Genomic DNA, 26,755 nt, shown 5'->3' with positions numbered 1-26,755 from the left:
TAGGCTTGAGGCAAGAGTGGTTGGTTAAGTTGCGTGACTAGCCTAGAACAACGACAACATCGTTCACGCTGCCTTCTGCTTGAACTGGGATTGCGCCTTCTACTGACTCACCGTTGATAGTGATAGAGGCAACCCCTTTGCTTACTGCATTCGGGTTTTGTACCGTGATGTTGTATGTCGCACCGCGCCATTGACGAGTCACTTCAAACTCTGGCCAATCTGTTGGGATACAAGGATCTACGGTTAAGCCTTCAAAGCCTGTACGAACACCAAGAATGAAGTTGGTTACCGCAAAGTAAGCCCAACCAGAGGTACCGGTTAACCATGGGTGGTTTGCACGGCCATGGTCTTGGTGGTCTTTACCCATGATGAACTGCACGTACGAGTATGGTTCTGCGTAACGTGTTTCAATCATGTCGTTTTGGTTGTATGGGTTAAGTGCATCGTAGAATTTCATTGCACGGTCACCACGACCAAGTTTCGCTTCTGCTACCCAAGCCCATGGATTCGGGTGAGAGAAGATAGCGCCATTCTCTTTTACGCCTTGGTAAACGCGAGTGACGAAGCCGATATCATCGTTTGGTGTCGCGAATGATGGAGAGTTTAGGTGCAGGCCGTATTCCGAGAATAGGTTCTCATCGACTGCATTCATCGCTTTCTCACCACGCTCTTGAGAAACTGCACCAGACAGAACGGCTAGTGTGTTTGACTCAAGGTGTACACGACCTTCTGCTTGTTGAGCAGTACCGATCTTGTCGCCATTTTTGGTTAGACCACGAATGTACCAACCGCCTTCGTCATCCCAAAGGTGTGTTTCACACGCTTCACGTACGTTCGCTGCCATTTCTGTGTATTTCGCAACGTCAGCATCGTTATTACGGAACTTAGCAAGGTCTAAGAATTCTTGTAGTGCCCAGAAGTGAAGGAATGAAACCATTGACGACTCACCACCACCTAGGTTCAAGCAGTCGTTCCAGTCAGCACGTAGACCTTTACAGATACCTGTTTGACCTACGTACTCAGCAGAGAAGTTTAGTGCTGCTTTCATGTGTTCGTAGACTGTCGCTTCACCGCCGTCTGCGTAAGGAATCACTTCATCAAAGAACTCATGTTCACCGGTTTCCATCACGTATTTGATGATGGTCGGAACGATCCATAGATGATCATCAGAACAAGTATCTTCAATGCCGTGGATCTTGTCGTCATCTGATGGAGTCGGAACTACCGTTGGTGACTTCGAAGGTTTAACATCCGCTTTCTCTGGATCGAACCAATCTGGATCGAATAGGTGTAGACCGTAGCCGGCTTTAACTTGGCCGCGTAGTAGGTCGACGATACGTTTACGAGTCATCGCTGGGTTAGCGTGAGGTACTGATATAGCGTCCTGAGCTGTGTCACGGTAGCCAAGACCTGTACGGCCGCCAACTTCAATGAATGATGCAAAGCGCGACCAAACCACACAAGTTTCTGCTTGGTATAGTGTCCAGGTGTTGATCATGGTGTCTAAGCCTTCATTTGGAGACTTAACTTGGAACTTGTTGCAACGCTCGTCCCAGTGATCTTTGATGCCTTGGAACGCAGCATCTACGTTTGCTGTGTCTTGGTATTTTTCACGTAGGCGTTCACCGTTACCTTTGCCGATACCTAGTACGTAAGCAAAACGAACTTCTTCACCCGGTTGAATGGTGAATTGCTTATGCAGAGAACCACAGTGGTTGTAACAGGTTTGAGCGCTGTTCGAACATTTACCGTTTTCGACCGCAATTGGGTTTGCTTCATCGCGGTACATACCAAGGAAGTTGTCACGCTGACCGTCGTAGCTGTCTGGTGAGAAGGTGGATGCTAAGTAGTAGAAGCCTTCAAAGTCGTTAGTGTTGTAGTACAGATCGTATTCCAACACACCTTCTTGGTAAGACGTGCCCGCAGAGTACAGAGACATCTGGTGGTTTTGGTTGTCTGATTGAATATGACTGAACGAGAACTCTACAAATGAGAATGTGCTGATAGTACGTGGCTTATCCGTGTTGTTCTTTAGTACAACGTCCCAAACTTCTGCATCTTCGCCCTTAGGAACGAATAGCGTTTTGGTTGCGGTAATGCCGCTGTATTCACATTTGAATTTTGAGTACGAAAGGCCATGACGAACTTCGTAGTTTGCTTCATCTAGGCTCTTTGCCACGGGCTGCCAAGAGATAGACCAGTAGTCACCCGTCTCATCATCACGCAGGTAAACATAGTGTCCTGGACGGTCAAAGGTGCCGTTCGGACGGAACTTAGTAACACGGTTGTATTCCGGAGAATTGTAGAACGAGTAACCGCCCGCATTGTGCGAAATTACAGTACAAAACTTTTCAGTACCTAGGTAGTTAGTCCAAGGTGCAGGTACATCAGGGCGAGTGATGACGTATTCGCGATTGTCGTTATCGAAATAGCCGTATTTCATTGTCATTTCCTTTTTAACAAACTGCATCTATGCAGCTAATTTTTAAATAGTGATGCTGAGTTTTATTAGACTGAGCACCTTAATTTGAATCAGCAGTCACTCGGTGGGAGTGTGCTGTGGTTTGTTTTATTCAGCTTTCCAAGGGTTGCGGTAATCAACATTGAGTCTGTCGAGTAGCGGCAAGTGACCCTTCAGGCGAGACAGGTAATCTAGCCAGTTTCGGTTGTTTTTATGTGTCCAACATCCTTCAGCTAAAGCGCTAATTCTTGGGAATACCATGTAATCCATACGCTTTTGGTTGGTGACGATCTCACACCATAGAGCACACTGAATTCCGCGGATCCGCTTACGAATTGGGTCGGTGTCGGATATCTCAGCAAGCGCTTCGTAGGTATAAGCTTGTTCTAATGGGATAACGGCAGCCCAATCTACGCCCGGTTCTTCCGGTGCATAATCTTGGGTCATGTCGAGATAAGTAAATTGTGCCGGTTGCAGAACCACATCAAAGCCTTGGCGAGCACAGTTCACAGCGGCTTCTTCGCTGAGCCAAGAGTAGATGATGGTCTCTTTACTCACTTTGTCGCCGTGCTGTGCTTCTTCCCAGCCCACCATGCGCTTGCCTAGCTGCTTAAGTTTGTTCTCGGCATAGCGGAACAGGTGGCCTTGTAGATCTTTGCTGTCTTGGTATTGATGTTCTTTCATCAGTGCTTGAGCAGCAGGGCTGTTGGTCCACACTCCAGGTGGCACTTCGTCTGCGCCCATGTGAATCAATTCACTCGGGAAGAGTTCTGCGACTTCTTCAATAACGATATCTAAGAACTGATAAGTACCCGATAAGCCTGGGTTTAGTACATTGTCGTTGTAGTGCTGAATGCTCTTGTATTGAGTGGTGTCCGCTTGCTCTACCAACATGTCAGGCAGTGATTTGATCGCGGCGCGGCAGTGTCCCGGGATATCGATCTCTGGGATCACCGTGATGCTGCGTTGCTCTGCGTATTCAATAACTTCGCGAATCTGCTGCTGTGTGTAGAAGCCGCCATAATTCTCTGCAATGTGGGTATATTGCGGTTCTAATGCATGATCAGGACCACGCCAAGCCCCAATTTCTGTTAGCTGAGGTAGTCGCTTAATCTCAATTCTCCAACCTTCATCATCGGTTAGGTGCCAATGAAAAACGTTGAATTTGTAGTGGGCGAGTTGGTTGATTAAACGCTTCACTTGCTCCACAGAGTGGAAGTGACGTGCGCAATCCAACATCATGCCGCGGTATTTGAAACGAGGTTGATCGGCGATTTTGCAGCATGGCACAGAGAAGCGTTCAGCATCTTGTTGTTGAACCAATTGGATTAAGCTGGCGACGGCATGCGTGAAGCCAGATTGACTGCCGGACTCTACGACCACTTGCTCTGCTGTGATCTTTAGCTTGTACTCGGCTTCATCTAAAGTCGGGTTACTGCGAAATAGAATATCTCCACTAGCTTCTGCTGATAGTTCTGTTGAAACCGCTAGCTCAAACGTAGTCAGTAATTCTTGTTGTAGCCAAGCACTGGCTTTCTCGGCCAGGTGAGACTGAACTTCAACTTTGCACGCTTTGTTCAGTGCGAAGCTGCCTTGTTTCAGCTCGAATTGATTCGGTTGGGGGATCAGTGCTACCGCTGCCGCATCTACTTCTGGGATTTGGCTGCGCTCACGATATGGTGAAGCCAGCACTATTGGTGATATTGCTATTGGCAGTACCGAGGTTTCACCTTGGTTATGCGTTTGTATAAAGGCGTCATTGAGACCATCAGAATAGAAACGGAATGGGGCGCTTTGAATACTGAATTCTAGGTAGTAATGGTTGTTCGCCTTTAACACGGTGGCACTTGGTTGGTAAGAACAAAAGCTTCCTACCTGAGTTAATTCGCCTTGCGACAGACTCTCTGGAAGGATGAATCGGTCAAATGCAAAGTGGAGTGACCAATCTGTAACGTCAAGATCACTTAAGTTATGTACCGTAAGGCCAAATCGGCAGTTATTTTTTTGTTCAGAAAGAACAGCTAAGTCGATGCGATAATTCATATAACTTCCCTGCTAAGCCTGTTGATACAAGTTGTGTTGTGGTTTTCCGGCAAACATCAATGCGCCTTCGATAGCGTCAAATTGAGGTTCAACGATCCACTGTTGTACCGGTGGTGATAGCCAGTTGAGAATACGCTCTGCGATACTTCCCATTAGGCACACCTTGTCTGCACCTTTGCGATGCAGTGCTAGTACAAACATTTCGATATCAGCGGCGGTTTGCTTTAGCATCTCGATAGCTAGCTCATCGCCTTCGTTAGCCAGTTGAAAAATCACTGGCGAGAATTGACCGTAGTCTTTTGGAATAGCGCCTTTTGACCATTCGACGATGGCATCCACATCATTGCCAAAGTGGTTCATTACGTGTTGAGTCAGTGGCGTTTTTTTGCGAATACCATCTTCTGCAAGCAGGACTTGTTGAATCAAACGAAGACCCATCACCGCGCCACCACCTTGGTCGGAAATTGGAAACTCACGACCACCAACGACATGTTGCTCACCATCTTGTAGGTAGATACCGCATGAGCCTGTTCCACCTATCATGATGGCACCGTTTTGGCCATTGTGAGCACCAATGCAAGCGCCGTAAGCGTCTGTGTTTAAAGTCATGCTGGCGAAAGGGTGCGGTTGTGCCATGAAGTCGAACCATGCTGACCTTTGCTCAGCACCAGCCAGCGCCAGACCGACATGCATATTTGAAAAATGACTTGAATCGAGTTGCCTTTGCTGCGCCGCTTGAGTAATAGCATCGACAATTGAGCTCATCGCCACATCAACACCCAAAAGGATGTTAGCGCTGCCGCTTTTCGCTTCACCAATGAGTGTGCCTTGGTCATCGCGAATACGAGCACGACAAGAGGTGCCGCCACCATCAATACCTACGTAATAAAGCGTCATGATTATTGCTCCTTACGTTGTGCTAGGTAATTGAATTGCGCAGCGGTTGCCAATAGGAACCATGCACCGTGAGGGATCCATTGTTCGCCCCAGCGCCAGTTTTGAAGCATGTCATCTTTTTGTGCTGGTGGATTGAACGCAATGTCTTGATCATCTTCAAAGCCAGCGGTAATGCCGTTACAGATACCGCCTTTGGCATTGAAAAAACCAAGCTGAGGTAAGTAGTCAGGGTTGTTATGACCGTGACCATCAAGCATGCACATGTGGTAAGGGTTGAGGCCTAAGATCCAGTCGAGGCTGTTCTGTGAAAGCTGGATCAAACGTTCTTGTAAGTCACGATCTTTAATATGTGGTTGAACGAGGTAAGCCATAGTTGCAATTGAACCAAGACGAGCGTTTTCGCCTTGCCACCAGTAGCCGGTTTCGTTCTTCTGAGCGACGAAGAAAGCATCGCGCTTATCACCATCCACATTCTTAACGTACTGTCTTGGGTAGCCAAATGGGTTGGTGACTTTGTCGGTGATGTTGATTTCGAACTGACATGCTTGTTCAACAACCGCGCGAGCTTGTTCTTTCAGCTCTGCGTCAGTTTCATTGTTGATGTATTCGCACAGGGCTATCACTGGCAACCCAGCTTCCGCAGCGTGGAAGTATGGACGAGAGCCATCAGCATTGGCTGACCAGAAGTGCTCAAATGCGTCATCAGATTGCTGGCGAGCGCTCAATCTCGTAGCCCAAATTCTGGCTTCTGAAAGGTACTGTTCGTCTTGTGTTACTCGGTAAAGCTCATTGGCTGCGAGTAGGGCGCAATACTCATCGATGATGTTCTCTTCACCATCGTTTAGGTACTGCAAGTTGTATTCTTTTAGGTGCCAGTAACCTTTGGTCGCGGTATCAAGATAGGTTTGGCTCGAGTAGCTACCCGATATGTCTAGTTCAGACGCTGCGGCAAGTGCTGCAATAGCCACACCAGCCCCTTGTCGGTAGCCGGCTTGCAAGTCTGTTGATTTATGGCCTTCTTGAGTGGAGTACGCGCAGATGTCGCGTTGGTTGATATCTTTGCTCCACTTGTCGAATACTGTCATGTAGAAGTAGCCGGCCGCATCTTGCATACGTACTAAGAAATCGGCACCGAATAGCGCTTCTTCCGTTAGTCGTGTCATTGAGAATTTAGGGAAGTCTGGGTTGTTGCTAGTTAAGCGCACGCTTTTGAGCATGTTCCAAACTACCATTGGAATCTGTTGTGGGTTTAGGTAATTGCCATAAGACAAGTGGCTAAAATACTTACTCACATCGCCTGATGCGTCGTACCACCCACCATGTACATCAACGTATCGATCGGTGCCAAGAATTTGGGCTTGACGATCTTTCTTATCAAAAATGCCACCACAACGTTGTGACTTAAAGTAGTGAAGCACATCAGAAAATGTGTGGTTCATTAGTAGGTTATGACCAATCTCAAACACTTCTGAACGAAGGTTGTCAAAGCGTAGGTAGTAACGGCCGCTCTCTGTGAATGAGCTGAAGTCGATCGTGAAGAATTGCCCTTGATGCCAGTTTGCTACGCGACCCTGTTTTACAACGTCGAAGTTACCCACGGTAATATGGTTGTCGGCACACACTAGCAATACAGTGGAGCTTGATAAACGCGCTTTTTTTGTCTGTAGAATAGCTTGCTTAGGAGCCGAAGATTCGTAGCCAATATGGTTGGTCAATAACAGCATCAATATTCTCCAAAGGTCCTAGTTTCTTGTGGCTAGGTACCTGAATTGTTTTGGATATAAGTAGTTAGGGCCCGCAGACCCTAACTCAGTCTTAATGTTTAGCTTTCGTGTAGGTAACAGCGAACGAAGTGGTTCTCTGCTAATTGAGTCACACCAGGAAGTTGCTCTTTACACTTGTCCATGGCGTGAGTGCAACGGCCAGCGAATGGACAGCCGACAGATGCTGGCGTCCAAAGTGGGATTTCACCTTTGTTGCCGGCCAATTGGTCATGGATTGATTTCTTTGGATCTGGAACCGCTGAAACCAATAGTTGGGTGTAAGGGTGTTGAGGGTTAGCGATAACGTCATCGGTATCGCCCCATTCAACCATGTGACCCACGTACATTACTGATAGGTCTTCAGCGATGTAACGCGCGGTTGCGATATCGTGGGTGATGTAAAGCAGAGACATTTGCTTCTCAAACTTCATCTCTTCCATCAAGTTCAGAACGCCGGCACGAATCGAAACGTCGAGCATTGATGTTGGCTCATCGGCAAGAACGACTTCTGCACCTACCGCGATGTTACGTGCAAGGTTGACACGCTGACGTTGGCCACCAGACAGTTGGTGTGGATACTTTTTCGCTGTCTCTTTTGGTGGGATAAGGCCAACTTGTTCTAAAAGATCGTATACACGCTCTTCTAGCTCTCTCTTGTTGCCTGGAGTTACCTTCTTGTGGATCAACAGTGGTCGAGCGATATGGTGGAAGATGTTGTGTGTTGGGTTTAGAGAACCAAACGGGTCTTGCCATACCATTTGCACACCTTCACGGTACTGCATCAGATCTTTACGGCTTGAGATATCTTGAATATCACGGCCTTTGTACTCAATGGTACCGCCCGAAGGTGCGTACATTTTTGCGATCATTTTTGCTGTGGTTGATTTGCCTGAACCTGACTCACCAACGACGGCTAGGCCGCGGCTTTTGTACATCTTGAATGACACGTCGTTAATCGCACGCATCATTGGGGTTTGAATGGTGGTACTGCTTATTGGGAAGTCTTTTACGACGTTCTTACCTTCTACCAATAATTGACCGAAATCTTTGCTCATAATTGTCTCCAGAATCCTTATTCGCTTTGCTTGCTTTTTGGCGGACGAAGCCGCCTTATTCGTTATTCACGCTGAATCAGCGTGCAAGCTATAGCTTCCTTTGTACTATTGGGTCACCGTACAGGTGGCAGTTCGACAAGTGTCCCGGCTCGATTGAGCGCAGCTTGGTTGGCACCTTAGTACAGGTTTCATGTACACGGTCACAACGAGCTTGGAAGCGACATCCTTCAGGGATCTCTAATAAGTTCAGAGGGTTGCCTGGAATACCGGTTAGTTTTGTCTTTGGCCCTGTTAGTGGAGGGAAAGAACTACCCAGCCCTTTGGTGTAAGGGTGGTAAGGGTTTTCTAGAATATCTTGTGAGTTAGCGACTTCGATAAGTTCACCTGAGTACATGATGCCGATGCGGTCAGAGAACTCGACCATCAACGACAAATCGTGGGTGATGAACAGAATCGAGAAACCAAACTCTTCTTTTAGCGCGTAGATCTTCTGTAGGATTTCGCGTTGTACAACCACATCGAGTGCTGTTGTTGGCTCATCCATGATGATCAGTTTTGGATTCAGTGCTAACGCGATAGCAATAACCAGGCGTTGACGCATACCACCAGAGAATTGGTGAGGGTAGTCACTCAAACGGCTCGGGTGAATATCTACGATTTCCAGCAGGCCCTCAGCGCGTTTTTTAGCTTGCTCACGAGTCATGTTCGTGTGACGCATGATTACGTCACAGAACTGCTCTTCCATTGGTAATACTGGGTTGAGTGCGTTCATCGCACTCTGGAATACCATCGACATCTCACTCCAACGGAACGCTTGCATACGGTCATCACTGTATTCAAGGATGTTTTCACCATTGAAGATAACCTCACCACCGCTGATGTAAGCTGGCGGCTTATGAAGGCGCATTAGCGAGAAAGCAACGGTTGATTTACCACAACCTGATTCACCGGCTAGACCAAAGACTTCACCAGGTGCGATATCGAAGCTAACGTTGTTACACGCACGCACATCGCCTGACTCTGTGATGTAATCCACGCATAAGTTGCGGATAGAAATTAGTGGTTCAGACATGATTATTTATCTCCGCTCCAAAGTGCATTTTGTGGTGGTAGTTCTGGTTCGCGTTCTTGTTTGTCTTGAGCTGCAAGCTTCTTCCAACGCTTCATACCTTTGTGAGAACGTAGTTGCGGGTTAGCAATCTCATCGACAGCGAAGTTAAGCAGGGCAAGGCCTGTTACTAGCATTGTTAGTGCGATACAAGGAGCTAGCAATTCCCACCAAGCGCCAATCAGCATTGATGAAGAGGTTTGAACGTTGTAAAGCATGATGCCCCAGCTGATTGTGTTCGGGTCACCAAGACCTAGGAACGAGATCGTTGCTTCCATCATGATTGCGTACATTACTGAGCCGATGAAGCTTGCACCTACGATAGAGATAAGGTTTGGCAGAATCTCAACGAAGATGATGCGAATTGGAGACTCACCAAGTACTTCTGCTGCTTTAACAAACTCTTTTTCACGCAGTGCAAGAGTTTGAGAGCGAACAACACGGGCGCCCCAAGCCCAGGACATAAAGCCGATAACCAAGGTTATTGTAAGTGGCCCTGCCTCACCGATGAAAGCTGCTACCACGAACAGTAATGGGTATTGAGGGATAACCAGCATGATGTTCATTGCAGCGGTTAGTACGTCATCGACACGACCACCGAAGTAACCTGCAGAAACACCGATAACGGTTGCTAGTAAACATACTGTTAGACCAGCACCGAAGCCTACAGCTAGCGATACACGTGCGCCGTATACCACTTGTGACCAAACATCACGGCCCATACGAGTCGTACCTAATACGTGGTCAGCCTTTTTAGACATAATCAGTGTGCGACGGTCGTCAGCAAGGTTTTGTGCTACCCAGCCGTTAGGGCTAGTTTGTGCAGACTTAACAACAAAGCCAGGGTATTCGTGTGGGTTACCTGTACGCTTGTCTGGTGCATGTTTGGTGATCAATGGAGCTGCAAGAGCGCCAAGAACAAAGATGCTTAGGATGATGACGCCTGTTAGGGCCATCGGGTTACGCCAAATGAGTTTTAGAAAGTCTTTCATGATTATTTACCACCCTTACGAAGACGAGGGTCAAGAACTACGTAAAGCATGTCTGCAACCAAGTTAAAGAACAGCATGAATAGCGTCATGATAAGTAGCTGACCTTGCAGTACTTGGTAGTCACGAGCGTTAATTGCGTTGAAAAGTACGCTGCCAAGACCTGGGTAGTTGAAGATGATTTCGATAATTAGCTGACCACCGATTGCCATACCTAGCGACATAGAAAGTGCGGTCACACTTGGTAGCATTGCGTTACGTGCTGCGTAGTTGAATACCACTCGGTTTTCGCTCAGGCCTTTGCCTTTCGCCATAGTGATATAGTCTTCAGCAAGTAGGTTGATCATGTTGTTACGCATGTTGACTAGGAAGCCACCAATTTGAACAACTGAAGCACAGAACAGTGGTAAGAAAGCGTGGTAAGCAACATCTTTGATGAATGCCCAGCTTGTCCAATCAGGCACAGTACCAGCGGTGTAAGCGTAACCCGTAGGGAACCACTTCAAGCCGATGGCAAAGGTAAACAGTGCAATCATCGCGATAACGACTTGAGGAACGGCTTGTAGAATCAGCATTCCTGGCGTTACAAAGGCATCGTATTTGCTGCCACGTTTCCATGCCGCGAAGATACCTAGGATTGAACCGATAGAGAAAGAAAGAATTACAGCGGTACCTGCTAAGAACAGCGACCAGCCGAATGCTCCACCCAACAATGAGTTTACAGAAAGAGGGTAGAATTGAATTGATGTACCAAGTTCCCAGCTAAGAATGTTCTTCATGTACGCTGCGTATTGAACTAGTAAGCCGCCATCAACGAAGCCTAATAGCTCTTTCATTGCCGCAATACGTTCTGGAGTAACTTGTACAGAAGCGTTCGCAAACATCATGGTAACTGGGTCACCAGGCATTGCTCTTGGAATAATAAAGTTTAACGTCGCTGCAACTAATAGCGCGACAAAATAAAATGACAAACGTCTTAAAAAATAACCCATAACTCACACCTTACTCACCCAGATTGTTTCCCTGTTTCTGGATTCAGGTCGCTCCTAGCGAAATTTGGAACGAAAAATCCCCTGACGACGAGCGCCATACTTTCAATTGAGAGTGTGGGGATTTTTATAAGCGGCGTAAGAGATTACGCCGCAAGGATTGAACGATTACTTATTTAACTGGTTTTAGGTCCAGTACATGAAGTAGACGCTCTGGAATACCAGCCCAAATGTTTGGACGGCCTTTTGGATTTTCTTCGTTCCACCAACCAGTGAAGCGAGTTGTGTTGTATTGGTACATGTAAGCACCAGACATCACAGGGATTGTCACTTGGTCTGCAGCGATGATTTGCTGGATACCGTGTGCAATGTCTAGCTGTTCGTTCTTATCAGCTGTTTTGTAGAAGCTGTTTAGAAGACCATCTAGTTTCTCGTTTTTGTAGAAGTGCATAGCGAAACGAGGCATACCGTCACCAGATTGTAGTGATGAGTTGTAAGCACTGTTCCAGTACGTGTATGGATCCGCACCGTGGAAGTAGTTTGTGTATGCTACGTCGTATGTACCTTCAAGCATTGCTTGGTTGTATACAGAGAAGTCTGGCGTACGAGCTTTCGCTTTGATGCCAACTTCGTTTAGCTGTTCTACCGCTAGTTGAACTGTGTTGTTGAAGTCAGTCCAGCCGTTTGGCGATTGAATCATTAGTTCGAAAGACTTACCAGATGGAGTATCAACAAAACCATCGTTGTTTACATCTTTGAAGCCAGCGTCAGCAAGAAGCTTCTTCGCGCCTTCAGCGTTGTAAGTATTAAAGCCTTTGTACTTGTTGTGAGTCTTTTCATCAGACCAAGCTTCGAATGCGTAGCCAAGGCCAGATGCGAAGTCGTTCACTGTACCGCCACCGTAGAATGCGATGTCGATGATAGTTTGACGGTCAAGAGCCATTGAGAAGGCACGACGGAATTCAACGTTGCTTAATGCTTCATGCTTCGCAGCATCTGGGTGCTTGAAGTTAACAACGAATGCTTGTGTACCTGCTGGCGGGTACCAGTAGTGGTGTTTAGGGCTAGCTGCCGCGTACGTACGGTCGATATCTGGAACGAAAGAAGACGTCCAGTCCATTTCACTGTTTACAACTTTACCTAGGAATTGGTCGTTGTTCGCAATTTGTGGAACACGTAGACAGTCAACATCTAGGTTGTCTGCATCCCAGTAGTTCGGGTTTGCACACTGGATGTATAGTTGCGCTGTAAACGTATCGATTTCTGTAAATGGACCAGAACCTACCGGGTTTTCATTGGTAAACGTTGATGGATCTTTAACGTCTTTCCAGATGTGCTTAGGTACTACAGGTACTTTAGCAATCTCGTAAGGTACGTTTGAGTTTGCTTCTGTTAGGTTGAACTTAACTTGGTTGTCGTTTAGTTTTTCTACAGAAGTTACCCAAGAGTTGATACCAGATTGGTCAAGCTCTGGCTTCTCTTTTACAAGGTTGAAAGAAAAAACAACGTCATCAGCAGAGAAAGTTTCTCCATCAGACCATTTAACACCCTTACGAATGTCGAAAACAACGCTCATCAGATCATCTGACATTTTGAAGTTTTCAGCTAGACGGAACACAGGAGTGTTACCGTGCATTTCGTTAAATACTACTAGCGGCTCGTATAGGAAGTCAGTTGTAGTATGAAGGTTAGTAGCACCAAGGTACGGGTTAAAGTTACGTACGAATGTTGTGTACTCTTTCGGGTGAATAGTCAGTTCGCTGCGTTCTGCAGCTGTTGCTACTGATGCAAAACCTGTCGTAGCAGTTGCAATAATTGCTGTTGCTAGTGCTGTTTTTTTTATATTGGCAAGCATAGCTGTTCCTTACTATTTGCTTTCATTTCACTAATGGATTGAATGTTATCTATCGCTAATTGGTTAGTAGATACACACTCTGGTTAAAGGCCTACCTCTTCTTCGTTGCTCCAGATTCATCGCTGTTTCTGAGAAGTGGTAAGAGTGGCCTGTAGGCCTTTGGCAGGAGTAAGAAAACACCTTATCGATGAATTAATCAAACTCGTTTCCCGTCAAAAACGTTAAAAACAGATAACCTCACGTCATTAACGTCAAAATAGGGCGCTTTGGTGGTTTTTTGTTCGTAATTGTTAGGGTGATGTGACTCGCAACTAGTTGAGTGTTGAATATTGTATGTGAGTGGTTACTTACATCAGGTGTTTTTAAAGATGGCGGTTGTTTCTAATTTAATCTAATTGTAGATCTTGGTCACTTACTAATTTCACGTTAAATTTTCCGAGAAAATTAAATCTGCCGTTCTGTTGTGACTCGCTTCTCAAACTGCAACAAATAGTCAGGCTACGGTTAGAATCGGTGGAGAATAGAGCGAAAATTGGTAGCTGATGCGGATACTCATAACGTCGAAATAGCGTGATGTTTCTCTTGTTTAAAGCTGTAAAAGAAGTGGGTGTGAATGGCTCTAATTGTGCTTTTTACGACTCTTATATGCACAAAAAAGCCCACGTAAGGTGGGCTAATAGAGTGATGTTAGTTCAGGATTAACTGGTCAGTAATTTCTGTAGTTTGTCTCTGAGCATCTCAATGTGCGTTCTCTCTGGTGTCTGCTCTTTACAGTGTTCGAGAATGAACTCGATAGAGCTTAGAACTGTTCGCCAGCGAGGTGTTTTAGGCAGCGTTTCTACACGTAGATATTTGTCTAACGTTCGCGTTTGTAGCGTGCTTCTGTCGAGATAAACGCGCCATAAGCCACTCTTCTCTGCGAACGCAAACTTGGTTTCTCCGGTAACCGATTCCCAGTAAAGGATGGCGTTGGTCATCGCGTCGACTAAGACTTCACGCATTAACTCTTGTTTGTTTTTACCTTCCCCAGTGGCTTTATCAGCAAGACGAGTAAATTCACCACCGAGTTCTTTCAATTGTTGCAGTTTGTCCTTATCACCTTCAAAAGCATAGCTAGAAAGCGCTTCAACAGCCGTCTCAAGGTTATTAATACGGTTTGAGTTAACACCACCGCCAACATTGAAGATGTACATGGTGTCTAGCCCAGAGCCTTCAGGTAACTTGAGGATGTCACTTGGTATGCGCTGACGTGTGTCATCTATATAGATGTCGATATCGCCACAGTAGTGTGCTTGTTCCACCTTAAGGTATTTAGGTGCGATGATTTCGTCGGCCATTGAGCGCTTGAGTTGCTCTTGGCCACGTCTAAACAGTTTGGCTGCGGCTTCGTTGGCAAAGCGAATGCGTTGGTCATCACGAATGCAGATGATGGCCTCTGGCGCTGATTCTAGCTGCTCGAGTAAGCGTCCTTGAGTTTCTAGCAAGTTAGCTTCAACCATCGCTCTGTGCTTGAGTTCGAGTTGTAGTTGGTCGTTCTCAAGGCGTCTCTGCTCAGCTTTACTTGCTGATAGATGCGCTGTGATTCGAGCGGCTAGTTCTTGCTTGTTGAACGGCTTAGATAAATAGTCATTAGCGCCAGCTTCGAAGCCACGTACTCGGTCTTCTGCTTGGTTGAGCGCGGTCAGCATTATGATCGGTAGTTGCGCATGGTCATATTGCTTACGCAGTGTTTCACACACTTGATAGCCGCTCATGCCCGGCATCATGATGTCTAGCAGCAATAGCTCTGGCTTCTCTTTTTCAATCAACTCGATGGTTTCAGGGCCATCACAGGCTGTACGTACTCGATAACCTTCTAGTTTCAAGAAGCTGTCTAGTACACGAAGGTTAACGGGTTCATCATCCGCGATAACCAGTAGCGGACCATCAGGGTTTTCATTGATGACGCTGTTTTCCTGCTGCGTGTTATCAATCAAATCAGGCGCCTTGAAGTGTGAGTAGCTACCTGATTCGTTGTAGTTTTTAAGTTCTTCTTCTGTCGCTAAAGGCAGAGTGAAGCTGAACGTAGTGCCAAGCATTGGCTGACTACTTACGTACAATGAACCACCCATTAATTCAATTAACTGACGACTGATCGATAAACCAAGGCCTGCACCTTGGCGATAGTTACTGGCGTCTTGGCCTGCTTGAATCAGAGGTTCGAAGATATGCTCAAGGTACTCTGCTGGTATGCCTTGACCTGTATCGACCACTTGCACACGAATGTTGTCGTCGATGACACTCGCAGAGATAACGATTTTACCTTCTGATGTGTATTTGATGGCGTTGCCGACCAAATTATACATTACCTGCTCAAGGCGCTGAGGATCGGATGACACTAGCCCTAAATCGCTTGGTACTTGGTTAATGATACGAATCGGTTTATTGCCCAATAGATGGTGAGATAGCTCGAGCACCAAGCTAGTGGCTGCAGACAGATCAACGGCAGATTTCTTAATGTCCAAACTGCCGTAACGCATCTTGTGATAATCAAGCAGGTCATCAACCAAGGTTGCTAGTCGCTGACCACTATTGATAATGATATCCAACTGGTATTTCTGGTTGGCCGGGATAGGGCCATTCGCGCCTGATATCAATGCTTCAGCAATACCAACCATACCGTGCAGAGGTGTTCTCAACTCGTGTGAGGTGGTTGCTAAGAATTCATCTTTGAGTTTGTTGGCTAGCTGTAACTCATCATTTTGTTTCTGGATGGTCTTAAGGTTGTCCTCAAGTTCATCATTTTGACTCTTGATCAGCTGCATCTTGTCACGAATCGAGCGCTGCATTCGCTCAAAGCTGACAGCCAAGCGACCAATTTCGTCTTTGCGCTCGGTATTGATCATGGTTTCATCAAGATCGCCAGCAGAGACTTTCTCAGCTGCCCAGGTCAGTTTAAGCAGCGGTGAGGTGATGAAGTTTGATAAATAGTGCGATGCAACCACTACCAGAATGATGGCCGTGAGCATCACGATAACGAAGATCTTTTCTAGCTGGTGAATACGTGCGAAGGCTTCTTTTTCTGGAAGCTCAACGATCAAAGCCCAAGTGGCATACTTGAGTTCAATAGGTGTATAAGCTGCGATGATAGCTTGATTCTGGGTGTTATCGAATGTGCCAACATCGGTTTGGCCTGCCAGTGCTTTGTCCACCACATCTAGGCTTAGATTGATAGATTCTTGCGTGTGAGCAAGGCTACGAGGTAAGTGGTCACTACCAACGAGCAGAGTCTGAATGTTAGAGCTCTTGTTTAGATCTGCAATCAGCTTAGTGATGCCGTTGATTGGCAGTCTGAACATTGCGTAACTGTGTAAATAGCCTTGCTGCACAATAGGTGCACCTAGCCATGCAGTTTGTTTACCGTTCTCACCCTTAAAGTCAGAGACAATAACTGGCGTGTAATCTTCGTTGGATTTACGTCGGTCAGTGACGTCTTTGGCTAGTCGCTTGAAGGTAATACCTAGGTTTGAGTCCTTGTATTTACCGGTTAGCAAGTTAGTGCCGTAATCGTCATTCTTAAAGACGGAGTAAGCCACGTTACCGTTGATATCAACCAATAAAATGTCGTCAAAATCAGAGCGTTTAAGCAGCTCTAGATACGCGTTATGGTAGCGCTTATGCAGCAAGCGATAGCGTTCACTGCCAATATAGCTGCTCGACTCTGGAAGAATGGATGTTTTGATCTGATCACCAGAACCTTGAATGTAACGTTGCTGAGCATTGCTGCGAGCTTCGTCAATATCCAACCCCAAACGCTGGAAAGCATTGATCAAGCCATAGAAGCGTCCACCACTGGCATTGGCTAGTTCTGAGCGCACAAAGCCCATCACCTGGGATTCTTGAGCCTGTAGATAGTCGACAATCTGTTGTTGCTTAGTATCACGAACAGAAACAAGGTGCGAAGTGCTTTGTTCCTGAAGATCCTGACTGTGCGATTGAAGGAAGAATATCGCGATAAGTGTCACTGGAGTAATACTAAGGACAAGAAATGCCAGCATTAGGGTGTTTTGAAGGCGCTTAAACTTCTGCTTACGATAAAATCTAAACATAAATTGGGTACTACTTTCCTTTGATGTACTGCTAAAAGGGGCGAAAACAAGTACAGAGAATAGAATTAATGGTTTCCAATTTAACGAAATTAACGAGTTTTTTTACTTTGACAAGTAAGTGGTATTTAAAGCGTGTGCAAAAGCTCACTTTTATAGACTTTTGATAAAAATATGAACAGAAAGCGCAGATAATGACCCTGCGCTGTGCTAGAGAGGCTACTTGTTTGCGTGGTAGATCGCGAATTTAGTGGTCTTATTTAGAGTCGCGCATTTTCCAAATGCTTGCTCAATAATCGGGATGTATTTTAAAAAGCTGTTGGCAACAATGATCAGCTCACCAGAACGGTTTAAATACTGTGGAGCCTGTGCCAGAAGGGTTTCTGTTGCACTGTAGCTCGTATCCAAGCCTGAGTGGAATGGTGGGTTGCTGATAATGAATTGATAGTCTTGCGCTGTATCAGAGTAGACATCAGAAGCGAAAACTTTGCCCGTTAATCCGTTCGCTTCCAGTGTTGCTTGGCTAGACGCCACTGCAAATGCACTGATGTCACACATCTCAAGCTCAATATTAGGATTACGAGAGGCCATCACTGCACCGAGTACGCCGGCACCACAACCGAAGTCCAGCACTTTACCCTTCAAGGTTGGCAAAGTATCGAGCAGAAGCTGGCTACCGACATCGAATTCACCATGGCTAAAGACACCTGGTAGGCTTTTAACTGTAAGAGATTGCTCACCAATGTTCACCGTGTAGGTTTTAAACCAGTCTTGCAAGTCAAATGCGGCTGGTTGCTCAAAGCATTGACCCCAGTAGAAAGAGCAACGACGCGCTGAATCGTATTTTGCGACCTTACCGTAAGCGGCAAACATTTTCTCGATGCTTTTCACACCAGAGCGGTTCTCACCAACCACAACAATCTCAGTATCTTTGCCTAGTTTGGCAAACAGCATCGCCAGCAAAAACTCAGCTTCAGCTTTTGCTTTTGGCCAGTACAGCATCACTAAGTCAGCTTTGGTCTCTTCGGTAAACTCAGCACCGTAAAAACGTTGAATAGCGCTGTAGACTTCAAGCTGACGGTAGTAGCTGTAGTTTGAAGTAAATACAGAAACAGACTCACAGTGTTTTGCTAACTCAACAGGAAATAAGTCTTCAGCCTCACCGGCAACTAAAACATGTTTGCCTTCAAAGTAGGCAAGTTGGCGCTCAGCAATCTGGCTTGGGGCAATATAAGCTGACATAGGACACTCTATTGAATTGTTAGCAAAAAATGAGGGCGGATTTTCGCATAATCCGCCCAAAGCTTGAAGTGTTTAATACTCGTTCGGCAAGTAAGTGATTGAAGAGCGGTTTAACTCTTGTCTTGCTGATTTAAAAAGTCCTTAAACTCTTCATCGTAGATGTTAAATAGAACAATGGTAATCGCAAAAATCAGCGGGCCGTAGATAAGACCAATCAGTCCGAATAGTTGGATACCACCCAGTAGCGAGAAGAAAATCATCAGGGTGTTCATACCCGCACTGCCTTGCATTAACAGCGGTCGTAGTAGGTTATCTATCGAACCAACAATTGCCACGCAGTAAACCGTTAGGAAGATAGCCCAAGTCGAGTCACCGGTTAAGAACAAGTAAGCCGCCGCTGGGATCCAGATTAGCGCAGTACCGACCACCGGGATGAAAGAGGCAAAGCCCATCATGGTGCCCCAGAACAGTCCTGGGAAGCCAGCAATCCACATACCGAAACCACCAGCTATACCTTGTGCGATTGCAGTTAGGAATGATCCCATCACTGCTGATTTTGATACTTGCTCAATCTCAGCGAGAAGCTTGTCTTCTTGGCTGCGAGACAGAGGAAGAATGTGGCGAACCACACTGATGATTTTGTCATGATCTCTTAGTAGGAAGAACAGAACGAACAGCATCAAGAAGAAGTCCATCAAGAAATTGGTCGCATCACCAAGGATCTTCGCACTAATGCCGACAAGCTTAGAGCCAAAGCTCGTCGCGAACTCGCCAACTTTTTGTGCAATAGCTTTCGGTTCAATGTTATCGAAAGGCAGGTAGTTATTAATGAAAGATAGCGCTTTAACTACGATAGGGTGCTCAAATAGGGTTTGAATCCCGCCATGGGTGACCCATTGATAGGTGTTCTGAGAAAATAGAGAGCCTTGCTGCACGATCGCTGCAAATACTGCCAGTAAAGGGATAACAATAATAAAGGTTAAGATCACACAAGATAGCAATGAGACGAGGTTTGCTTTATTTGGGATCTTCTTTTCAAGCCACTCATGGATCGGAAACATTAACAATGAAATGATGAAGGCCATCACGATTGAATTAACGTAAGGTTCTATAAGTAGGTAACAAGCATAAGCCGCGGCGAGCAGCGCAATGATGATTACCCAGTGACTGGAATTGATTTTAATTTTTTCTGACACGGTAATGGTCTCTATATTTGCGTTCTGAGTTTATAATGGCTGCAAAACAGAGAGTTAGCAATGAGGAGTTTTGATAATGGGATGCTGTAATAAAGATAAGAAATGCCAAGATGAAGAGCAGCAAACGAAAAAAGAGCTCCCTTGGTTCAGAATGTTCCTTGGTACGCTGATGCTGTTGGTTTTCTTGTTCTGGGAACGTTAAGCACTTTGCCGACATAGGTCGACGGATGTGATAGAGGGAGTTTCCCTTGCAAGCTTAGTGCTATCCATTAAAAAGGGCTGCGTTAATGCAGCCCTAAATTCAATCAGTTAGCGACTTATTCGCGCTTTTGATTATTTGCTTTCTGCAGCAATAATAGCAAGAGAACGGTCAGCGGCTTCTAGTGTCGCTTCAATCTCTTTTGAACCATGAGCAAGAGATGTGAAGCTTGCTTCGAATGCAGAAGGTGCAAGGTATACGCCGTGATCTAGCATTAGGTGGAAGAAGCGCTTGAAGCGTTCTACATCACACTTAGTTACATCTTCGTAGCAAGTTACAGCTTCTTGTTCTGTGAAGAAGAAACCAAACATGCCACCAACTTGGTGAACTAGCATTGGAATGCCGTGCTTGTCAGCAAGTTGCTTGAAGCCATTCGCTAGCTGCTTAGTTTTTGATGCTAGACGCTTCTCGTTGCCTTCTTCACGAAGAAGGTTCAGACATGCATAGCCCGCAGCCATTGCTACTGGGTTACCTGAAAGAGTACCAGCTTGGTAAACTGGGCCCGTTGGTGCGATGTACTGCATTACGTCTTTACGACCACCAAAAGCACCCACTGGCATACCGCCACCGATAACTTTACCAAGACACGTTAGGTCTGGCTTGATGTTGTAGTAAGCCTGCGCACAGCCTTCAGCAACACGGAAACCTGTCATCACTTCATCAAAGATCAGTAGCGCGCCTTCTTGGTCACAGATCTCACGTAGACCTTCGTGGAAGCCTTCTACTGGTGGGATACAGTTCATGTTACCCGCTACTGGCTCAACGATGATACAAGCGATCTCACCTTTGTTGGCTTCAAACAGCTCACGTACAGAGTCTAGGTTGTTGAATGTTGCCGTTAGTGTGTGCTTAGCGAAGTCTGCTGGTACGCCTGGAGAGCTTGGCTGACCAAGAGTCAGAGCGCCAGAACCTGCTTTTACAAGTAGGCTGTCTGCGTGGCCGTGGTAGCAGCCTTCAAACTTAAGAATTTTGTCACGACCAGTAAAGCCACGAGCAAGGCGAATAGCACTCATCGTTGCTTCAGTACCTGAGCTAACCATACGTAGCTGTTCCATTGAAGGAACCATTTCAGACACAAGCTCAGCCATTTTGATTTCAGTTTCAGTTGGAGCACCGAAGCTAAGACCGCGTTGAGCTGCTTCAATTACAGCATCACGGATAACAGCGTGGTTGTGACCAAGGATCATTGGACCCCAAGAGCCAACGTAGTCGATATATGCTTTACCATCAGCATCAAAAATAAGTGGGCCATCAGCGCGTTCAACGAAGATTGGAGAACCACCTACGCCATTGAATGCACGAACTGGAGAGTTTACGCCACCAGGAATAGTTTGCTGTGCTTTTTCGTACAGCTCTGCTGATTTGGTCATTGATATATCCTCTTTTGACTGTCGGACCAATTGGCAGGCATTGTACCTATCCATAATCCAACTAGGAATGGTTTAGCTGATATAATCGCCCGAATCTGATTATTTTGTGTGGTTGCACATTCATTTTGTTTTTATTTGATGAGTTTTTAGCAGGAAAAACGGCGATCAGGTGGTGAATACTTGAACGTTTCAGTCAGGTATTGGATAATCAGCAGAATATAAGAAAATACTCAACAACTATGGTCTCGAATTAGATTTGTATCATGTTGTTTTTGACACAGGTAAGAGAGGTTGTCGTGAGCGAAGCAAATATCCCATTGTCTTTTTCTGATGCAGCAGCTACCCGCGTACAAACGCTGATTGCTGAAGAAGAAAACCCAGAGCTAAAACTGCGTGTATACATTACAGGTGGTGGTTGTAGTGGTTTCCAATACGGCTTCACATTCGATGAAAAAGTAAATGATGGCGACACTACTATTGTAAACAGTGGTGTAACACTGGTTGTCGATCCAATGAGCCTACAATACCTAATGGGTGGTGTGGTTGATTACACAGAAGGCCTAGAAGGCGCACGTTTCTTTGTGAACAACCCAAATGCAACAACTACATGTGGTTGTGGTGCATCATTCAGCGTATAGGCCGAGATTAACGTCGCTTAATTGAAAGCCATATTCGAAGCATCGTAAACGCCGGACTTATGTTCGGCGTTTTTGTTTTTTACACCCTACATTTTCACTTCCCATTTAGTACACGGCATATTTTTCAAACTGTCGATAGTGTCCAACTTCATTTGTCCTTGGTCTGTTAAGGTTACTCATGTGCATCAGGAAGTTGCACACGATGCGACTGAGCTAATTTACGCGCCTAATGCGCCAGAAAAGGATTTGCTATGCCCACTCTATTTTCTAATTCGCCAATTTTTCAGAAACTTAAGCAGCCGTGGTTGGTCTCTCTTACTTTGGTCATACTGCTTTCTATCTGGCTGGGTTTAGGTGTGGGACAAGCCGAAGAGTCGCCTGAGCGAAAAGCGACAGAGATTCCATTAGCCAAGGTTTCTTACCAAACATTTACGTCATTACCCACATTTAGAACCATTGATTTATACGGTCGAACAGCACCAGATCGACACGCACGCCTAGGCGCAGAAGTTGCAGGAAAGGTCGTCAGGCTGAACGTTGCCAAGGGTGATACCGTTAAAGCAGGCCAAGCCATTGCTCAGATCGATAAAGGCGACTTGGAAATACAGCTAGAACGGGCATCGGCTCTATATCGCCTAAAGCAGAAAGAATTTAAAGCGGCGCAGTCACTTAAGAAAAGAGGGCTGCAAGGGGAAATTGCTTACACCACTGCAGAGGCTTCGTTAACAGAAGCGAAAGCTATGATGCGCAATGCGGAGTTGGCTTTAAAGAATACTGTGATTACTTCGCCTTTCTCGGGTGTGGTTCAAGATTTAATGGTCGAGCTCGGTGATTTCGTTGGAGTCGGTGACCCCGTTGCTAGTGTGATTGACCTCGACCCTCTGGTGATTGAAGCGGACGTCAGTGAGCGTCATATTCAGCATCTGTTAGTTAATCAAGACGCATTAGTTCGTCTACTTGGCAGAGATGAAGTGGAAGGGCGATTGCGTTATGTGTCTCGAATCTCTTCAGCTTCTACCAATACTTTCCCAATCGAAATTGAAATCGATAACTCTAAAGGCCTACTGCCCGCAGGTGTGAGCGCTGAAGTGAAGCTCAATCTAGAAACACGAGATGCTATTAAGGTGACACCAGCGATGCTGGCATTGGATGAAGCCGGAAATCTCGGGGTTAAAACATTGGTGTCAGTCGGTGATACACCAAGCGTGAAATTTGTCGGTATACAGCTCGTTAAGGCAGAGCAAGATGGCGTGTGGCTCACTGGCTTAGGGCAACAGGTTGACATTATCACAGTTGGACAAGGCTTTGTTCGTGATGGTGATTCGGTGATTGCAGTTGGGCAAGGTGCTGATCTCTCAAGTTCAGCGGCTGAGTAGGAGGTAATCGATGTATTCAATTATTGATGCAGCCTTGTCTCGTGCTCGCACCATGCTTTCTCTGTTGGCACTCATTTTGGTCTCTGGTGTTATTACCTATATCACGATCCCCAAAGAATCGAGTCCAGATATCACTATCCCGATTATCTACGTTTCCGTTGGGCACCAAGGGATATCGCCAACCGATGCTGAACGCTTGTTGGTGCGACCTATCGAGCAAGAGCTTAGATCCATTGAAGGCGTAAAAGAGATGAATTCAACTGCCGCAGAAGGGCATGCTTCTGTGGTGTTGGAATTTAATGTTGGGGTTGATCTTACCAAAGCGATGGCAGATGTACGTGACGCCGTTGATCTTGCCAAACCAAAACTTCCAGAAGACAGTGATGAGCCGACCGTTAATGAAGTAACCCTCGCTTCTGAGGACCCAGTGCTATCTGTCGTGTTATTCGGCACCGTTCCTGAACGCACCATTGTACAAATTGCCCGAGAGCTAGGAGATAAACTAGAGAGCTATCGCCAAATACTAGAGGTCGATATTGCAGGTGATCGAGAAGACATCGTTGAAATCATCGTTGATCCTCTGCTTATGGAAAGTTACAGCCTAGACCAAGCGGATATCTATAACCTGATTGCATTGAATAATCGGGTGGTTGCCGCCGGTTTTGTTGATACGGGTTATGGCCGTTTCTCAGTCAAAGTGCCTTCGGTGTTTAACTCTTTAAAAGATGTGCTTGAGTTACCGATCAAAGTGGATGGTAAACAGGTCGTTACTTTTGGTGATGTGGCGACAGTACGCCGAGCGTTTAGAGATCCAGAGAGCTTCGCTCGCTTAGATGGTAAGTCTGCCGTGGTCTTGGATATCAAGAAGCGTGCTGGTGAGAACATCATTGAAACGGTAGAGCTGGTGAAAGCGGTAATGGCTAGCGCTCAGCAGCAAGCTGAATGGCCAAATAATTTACTCGTTAAGTACACCAAGGATGAATCTAAAGATGTGAAGATCATGCTCAATGATCTGCAAAACAATATCTTATCCGCCATTATTCTGGTGGTGATCGTTATCATAGCTATTCTTGGTGTGCGTACTGCTTTGCTAGTGGGTATTTCTATTCCCGGTTCATTCCTGACAGGATTACTCGTCCTCTCGGTATTCGGTTTGACCGTTAACATCGTAGTGCTGTTTTCGCTGATTATGGCAGTCGGAATGCTGGTGGACGGCGCTATTGTGGTGACTGAATTTGCAGATAGGCGGATGCAAGAGGGAGAAGGGCGTAAAGATGCCTACCGAGATGCAGCCAAGCGGATGGCATGGCCGATTACCGCCTCTACCGCAACGACTTTAGCGGCGTTTGCTCCGCTGTTGTTCTGGCCTGACGTGACGGGCGAATTTATGAAGTTCTTACCACTAACCCTGATCGCGACTTTGACGGCTTCATTGATTATGGCGCTGTTATTTGTGCCCGTTTTAGGTGGCTTGATTGGTAAGCCTCAGTACGTTTCGCCTCAGAATCAAGCTCGAATGGTCGCCCTGCATAACGGCGACTTTTCTCAAGCGACAGGCTTAACTAAGGCGTATTACCACACACTTTCTTTAGCGATTAAACATCCGTTTAAAATTCTCTTTAGCGCGATATTGCTTGCGGTTGCAGTCGGATTTACTTACTCCAAAGCTGGCTTAGGTGCCGAGTTTTTCCCAGAGGTCGATCCGCCATTCTTTAACGTTAAAGTGCGCTCTCATGGTGATCTCTCTATTCAAGAGAAAGATGACATCATGCGTGATCTTGAGCAAGTGATGTTGAATCATGAAGAATTCGATAGCGTTTATACGCGTACCGGAGGTGACGACCAGATTGGTTTGATCTCGATTACGCCTGTCGACTGGCAATATCGCCGTAGCGTGAAAGCGATCATTGAAGAGTTAAAGCAACAAACCGACCAGTACGCTGGCGTTGAGATCGAATACAAGTTCCCAGATGCAGGTCCACCAGTTGAAAATGACTTGGTTATCGAGCTATCCGCTAAAACACCAGAGCAGCTCAATCAGGCAGCAAAAATCGTAAGAAGTTGGGCGGATGGTAATCAAACACTGACCAATATCAGCGATACAGCAAGTAAAGATGGTATCGACTGGAAAGTGGATATTCGCCGCGACGATGCCGCGCGTTTTGCCGCTGACGCTACCTTGGTGGGTAATACCGTTCAATTCGTCACTAATGGATTAAAGATCGGTGATTATCTTCCTGATGACTCAGCAGAAGAAGTCGATATCTTGGTGCGTTATCCGAATGATAAAAGGGATATCGGACGTTTCGACCAGCTAAGAGTCAAAACGCCGGCAGGCTTGGTTCCGATAACTAATTTTGCTCAGATCGTTCCAGACCACAAGCAAGACACCATTAAGCGCCTTGATGGTAAGCGAGTCGTCAACATCATGGCAGATATGGAAGAAGGGTATAACCTTGCTCTCGAGCTACCAAAGATCGAGCTGGCGTTAAGCGAGCTAGGGCTTCCGGATAGCGTAGACTTTCGTATTCGCGGTCAAAATGAAGAGCAAGAGAACTCGTCAGCCTTTTTGCAAACTGCATTCTTAGTAGCACTAGCGGTTATGGCTTTGATTCTTATCACTCAGTTCAACAGCTTCTATCAAGCCTTCTTAATTCTAAGTGCCGTCTTGTTCTCTACGGTTGGCGTGTTCGTTGGTTTACTGATCTTCCAACGCCCGTTTGGCATTGTGATGTCGGGTATTGGAGTAATAGCACTCGCCGGCATAGTGGTGAACAACAATATCGTGCTGATTGATACTTATAACCAGCTCATCAAAAGAGGCTTAGATAAACGAGATGCGATTCTAAGAACGGGTGTTCAGCGTTTAAGGCCTGTAATGCTGACGACGGTTACGACTATCTTAGGTTTAATGCCTATGGTGTTAGAGATGAACATCGATCTGATTAATCAAAAGATAGAATTCGGTGCGCCGAGCACCCAATGGTGGTCACAGCTCGCGACCGCTATAGCCGGTGGTTTGGCGTTTGCCACTGTACTGACTTTGGTGCTGACTCCTTGTTTGTTGATGCTAGGGCGAAACAACAAACCCGAAAAACAGTAGTAATCGTAGTTTGAAGAGCATAAAAAAGAGCGCCTTGATGGGCGCTTTTTTTGTTTTTAGCCCTAAACCACCTACTTCAGTAGGTGGTTATCATTCAGTTTGGCTTTGCCTGTAGTTCTACCCATGTTAAATGCTCCCTTGATTTTTAGCGAAGTCAAAGAGGACAAATAACATGAGCAGATATAATCAAGCTTCCCACGTATTTTGGAGATGTCAATATCACATAGTGTGGACACCAAAGTATCGATTTAGGATTTTGAAAAACAATGTAGGTAAAGAAGTTTATCGATGTATAAACGAAGAAGTTTATCGATGTATAAACGTTT

General features: G+C 46.0%; 18 protein-coding genes. 5 read left to right on the top strand and 13 right to left on the bottom strand.

Features of this window, described 5'->3' with window-relative positions:
- Positions 1–37: 37 nt before the first annotated feature.
- The 12 genes from L1D55_RS17215 to L1D55_RS17160 all read right to left on the bottom strand — a co-directional run bounded on the left by L1D55_RS17215 (position 38) and on the right by L1D55_RS17160 (position 19,683).
- Positions 38–2,443 carry a N,N'-diacetylchitobiose phosphorylase gene (locus tag L1D55_RS17215; RefSeq protein ID WP_239918235.1) on the bottom strand — a complete coding sequence of 802 codons (2,406 nt, stop codon included), beginning with the start codon at positions 2,441–2,443 and terminating at the stop codon, positions 38–40.
- 126 nt (positions 2,444–2,569) lie between these two features.
- A complete protein-coding gene (locus L1D55_RS17210; protein ID WP_239918234.1) occupies positions 2,570–4,504 on the bottom strand; it encodes a family 20 glycosylhydrolase in 1,935 nt (644 codons plus the stop codon).
- A 12-nt stretch (positions 4,505–4,516) separates the two neighbouring features.
- Positions 4,517–5,401 (bottom strand): N-acetylglucosamine kinase, encoded by an 885-nt coding sequence (locus L1D55_RS17205; protein ID WP_239918233.1) that lies wholly within the window; start codon positions 5,399–5,401, stop codon positions 4,517–4,519.
- Between the two features lie 2 nt (positions 5,402–5,403).
- Positions 5,404–7,125, bottom strand: a complete 1,722-nt coding sequence (locus tag L1D55_RS17200) for a glycoside hydrolase family 9 protein (protein WP_239918232.1) — start codon at positions 7,123–7,125, stop codon at positions 5,404–5,406.
- A gap of 98 nt (positions 7,126–7,223) precedes the next feature.
- Positions 7,224–8,219, bottom strand: a complete 996-nt coding sequence (locus L1D55_RS17195; RefSeq protein WP_105025506.1) for an ABC transporter ATP-binding protein — start codon at positions 8,217–8,219, stop codon at positions 7,224–7,226.
- Positions 8,220–8,307: 88 nt separating this feature from the next.
- The gene (locus L1D55_RS17190) at positions 8,308–9,291 is read right to left on the bottom strand and encodes an ABC transporter ATP-binding protein (RefSeq protein WP_008222182.1); all 984 of its coding nucleotides are present in this window, start codon (positions 9,289–9,291) and stop codon (positions 8,308–8,310) included.
- 2 nt (positions 9,292–9,293) lie between these two features.
- On the bottom strand, positions 9,294–10,319 hold the full coding sequence (locus L1D55_RS17185) for an ABC transporter permease (protein ID WP_008222181.1): 1,026 nt from the start codon (positions 10,317–10,319) through the stop codon (positions 9,294–9,296).
- Between the two features lie 2 nt (positions 10,320–10,321).
- Positions 10,322–11,308, bottom strand: a complete 987-nt coding sequence (locus L1D55_RS17180; RefSeq protein WP_004738220.1) for an ABC transporter permease — start codon at positions 11,306–11,308, stop codon at positions 10,322–10,324.
- 169 nt (positions 11,309–11,477) lie between these two features.
- Positions 11,478–13,160, bottom strand: a complete 1,683-nt coding sequence (locus tag L1D55_RS17175) for an ABC transporter substrate-binding protein (protein ID WP_171367365.1) — start codon at positions 13,158–13,160, stop codon at positions 11,478–11,480.
- 698 nt (positions 13,161–13,858) lie between these two features.
- The gene (locus L1D55_RS17170; RefSeq protein ID WP_239918231.1) at positions 13,859–17,248 is read right to left on the bottom strand and encodes a response regulator; all 3,390 of its coding nucleotides are present in this window, start codon (positions 17,246–17,248) and stop codon (positions 13,859–13,861) included.
- A gap of 216 nt (positions 17,249–17,464) precedes the next feature.
- Positions 17,465–18,487 (bottom strand): 16S rRNA (guanine(1207)-N(2))-methyltransferase RsmC, encoded by a 1,023-nt coding sequence (gene rsmC, locus L1D55_RS17165; protein ID WP_239918230.1) that lies wholly within the window; start codon positions 18,485–18,487, stop codon positions 17,465–17,467.
- Positions 18,488–18,597: 110 nt separating this feature from the next.
- Positions 18,598–19,683 carry an AI-2E family transporter gene (locus tag L1D55_RS17160; protein ID WP_239918229.1) on the bottom strand — a complete coding sequence of 362 codons (1,086 nt, stop codon included), beginning with the start codon at positions 19,681–19,683 and terminating at the stop codon, positions 18,598–18,600.
- A gap of 76 nt (positions 19,684–19,759) precedes the next feature.
- Between L1D55_RS17160 and L1D55_RS27590 the strand changes: the two genes are divergently transcribed.
- Positions 19,760–19,885 carry a hypothetical protein gene (locus L1D55_RS27590; protein WP_019824360.1) on the top strand — a complete coding sequence of 42 codons (126 nt, stop codon included), beginning with the start codon at positions 19,760–19,762 and terminating at the stop codon, positions 19,883–19,885.
- 131 nt (positions 19,886–20,016) lie between these two features.
- Here L1D55_RS27590 and hemL read toward each other — a convergent pair whose 3' ends face one another.
- The gene (gene hemL, locus L1D55_RS17155; protein ID WP_004738229.1) at positions 20,017–21,312 is read right to left on the bottom strand and encodes a glutamate-1-semialdehyde 2,1-aminomutase; all 1,296 of its coding nucleotides are present in this window, start codon (positions 21,310–21,312) and stop codon (positions 20,017–20,019) included.
- 296 nt (positions 21,313–21,608) lie between these two features.
- Here hemL and erpA point away from each other — a divergent pair, with 296 nt between their 5' ends.
- The 4 genes from erpA to L1D55_RS17135 form a co-directional block, all read left to right on the top strand.
- Positions 21,609–21,950 (top strand): iron-sulfur cluster insertion protein ErpA, encoded by a 342-nt coding sequence (gene erpA, locus L1D55_RS17150; RefSeq protein WP_004738231.1) that lies wholly within the window; start codon positions 21,609–21,611, stop codon positions 21,948–21,950.
- 251 nt (positions 21,951–22,201) lie between these two features.
- Positions 22,202–23,326: an efflux RND transporter periplasmic adaptor subunit gene (locus L1D55_RS17145; protein WP_239918228.1), complete on the top strand. Its 1,125-nt coding sequence runs from the start codon at positions 22,202–22,204 to the stop codon at positions 23,324–23,326.
- Positions 23,327–23,336: 10 nt separating this feature from the next.
- Positions 23,337–26,429 (top strand): efflux RND transporter permease subunit, encoded by a 3,093-nt coding sequence (locus tag L1D55_RS17140; protein ID WP_239918227.1) that lies wholly within the window; start codon positions 23,337–23,339, stop codon positions 26,427–26,429.
- A gap of 172 nt (positions 26,430–26,601) precedes the next feature.
- A partial coding sequence (locus tag L1D55_RS17135) for a transposase (protein WP_239918246.1) occupies positions 26,602–26,755 on the top strand: 154 nt, incomplete at its 3' end.

Origin of the sequence: Vibrio sp. Isolate22, from assembly GCF_022398115.1 — a bacterium.
In the GTDB taxonomy this organism is placed as follows: Bacteria; Pseudomonadota; Gammaproteobacteria; order Enterobacterales; family Vibrionaceae; genus Vibrio.
This window is presented reverse-complemented; position numbering and strand designations above follow the sequence as displayed.

Excerpts from the sequence above, each read along its gene's own strand:
- L1D55_RS17215 (WP_239918235.1), bottom strand. The coding sequence starts at position 2,443 with ATGAAATACGGCTATTTCGATAACGACAATCGCGAATACGTCATCACT.
- L1D55_RS17210 (WP_239918234.1), bottom strand. The coding sequence starts at position 4,504 with ATGAATTATCGCATCGACTTAGCTGTTCTTTCTGAACAAAAAAATAAC.
- L1D55_RS17205 (WP_239918233.1), bottom strand. The coding sequence starts at position 5,401 with ATGACGCTTTATTACGTAGGTATTGATGGTGGCGGCACCTCTTGTCGT.
- L1D55_RS17200 (WP_239918232.1), bottom strand. The coding sequence starts at position 7,125 with ATGCTGTTATTGACCAACCATATTGGCTACGAATCTTCGGCTCCTAAG.
- L1D55_RS17195 (WP_105025506.1), bottom strand. The coding sequence starts at position 8,219 with ATGAGCAAAGATTTCGGTCAATTATTGGTAGAAGGTAAGAACGTCGTA.
- L1D55_RS17190 (WP_008222182.1), bottom strand. The coding sequence starts at position 9,291 with ATGTCTGAACCACTAATTTCTATCCGCAACTTATGCGTGGATTACATC.
- L1D55_RS17185 (WP_008222181.1), bottom strand. The coding sequence starts at position 10,319 with ATGAAAGACTTTCTAAAACTCATTTGGCGTAACCCGATGGCCCTAACA.
- L1D55_RS17180 (WP_004738220.1), bottom strand. The coding sequence starts at position 11,308 with ATGGGTTATTTTTTAAGACGTTTGTCATTTTATTTTGTCGCGCTATTA.
- L1D55_RS17175 (WP_171367365.1), bottom strand. The coding sequence starts at position 13,160 with ATGCTTGCCAATATAAAAAAAACAGCACTAGCAACAGCAATTATTGCA.
- L1D55_RS17170 (WP_239918231.1), bottom strand. The coding sequence starts at position 17,248 with ATGTTTAGATTTTATCGTAAGCAGAAGTTTAAGCGCCTTCAAAACACC.
- rsmC (WP_239918230.1), bottom strand. The coding sequence starts at position 18,487 with ATGTCAGCTTATATTGCCCCAAGCCAGATTGCTGAGCGCCAACTTGCC.
- L1D55_RS27590 (WP_019824360.1), top strand. The coding sequence starts at position 19,760 with ATGGGATGCTGTAATAAAGATAAGAAATGCCAAGATGAAGAGCAGCAA.
- hemL (WP_004738229.1), bottom strand. The coding sequence starts at position 21,312 with ATGACCAAATCAGCAGAGCTGTACGAAAAAGCACAGCAAACTATTCCT.
- L1D55_RS17145 (WP_239918228.1), top strand. The coding sequence starts at position 22,202 with ATGCCCACTCTATTTTCTAATTCGCCAATTTTTCAGAAACTTAAGCAG.
- L1D55_RS17140 (WP_239918227.1), top strand. The coding sequence starts at position 23,337 with ATGTATTCAATTATTGATGCAGCCTTGTCTCGTGCTCGCACCATGCTT.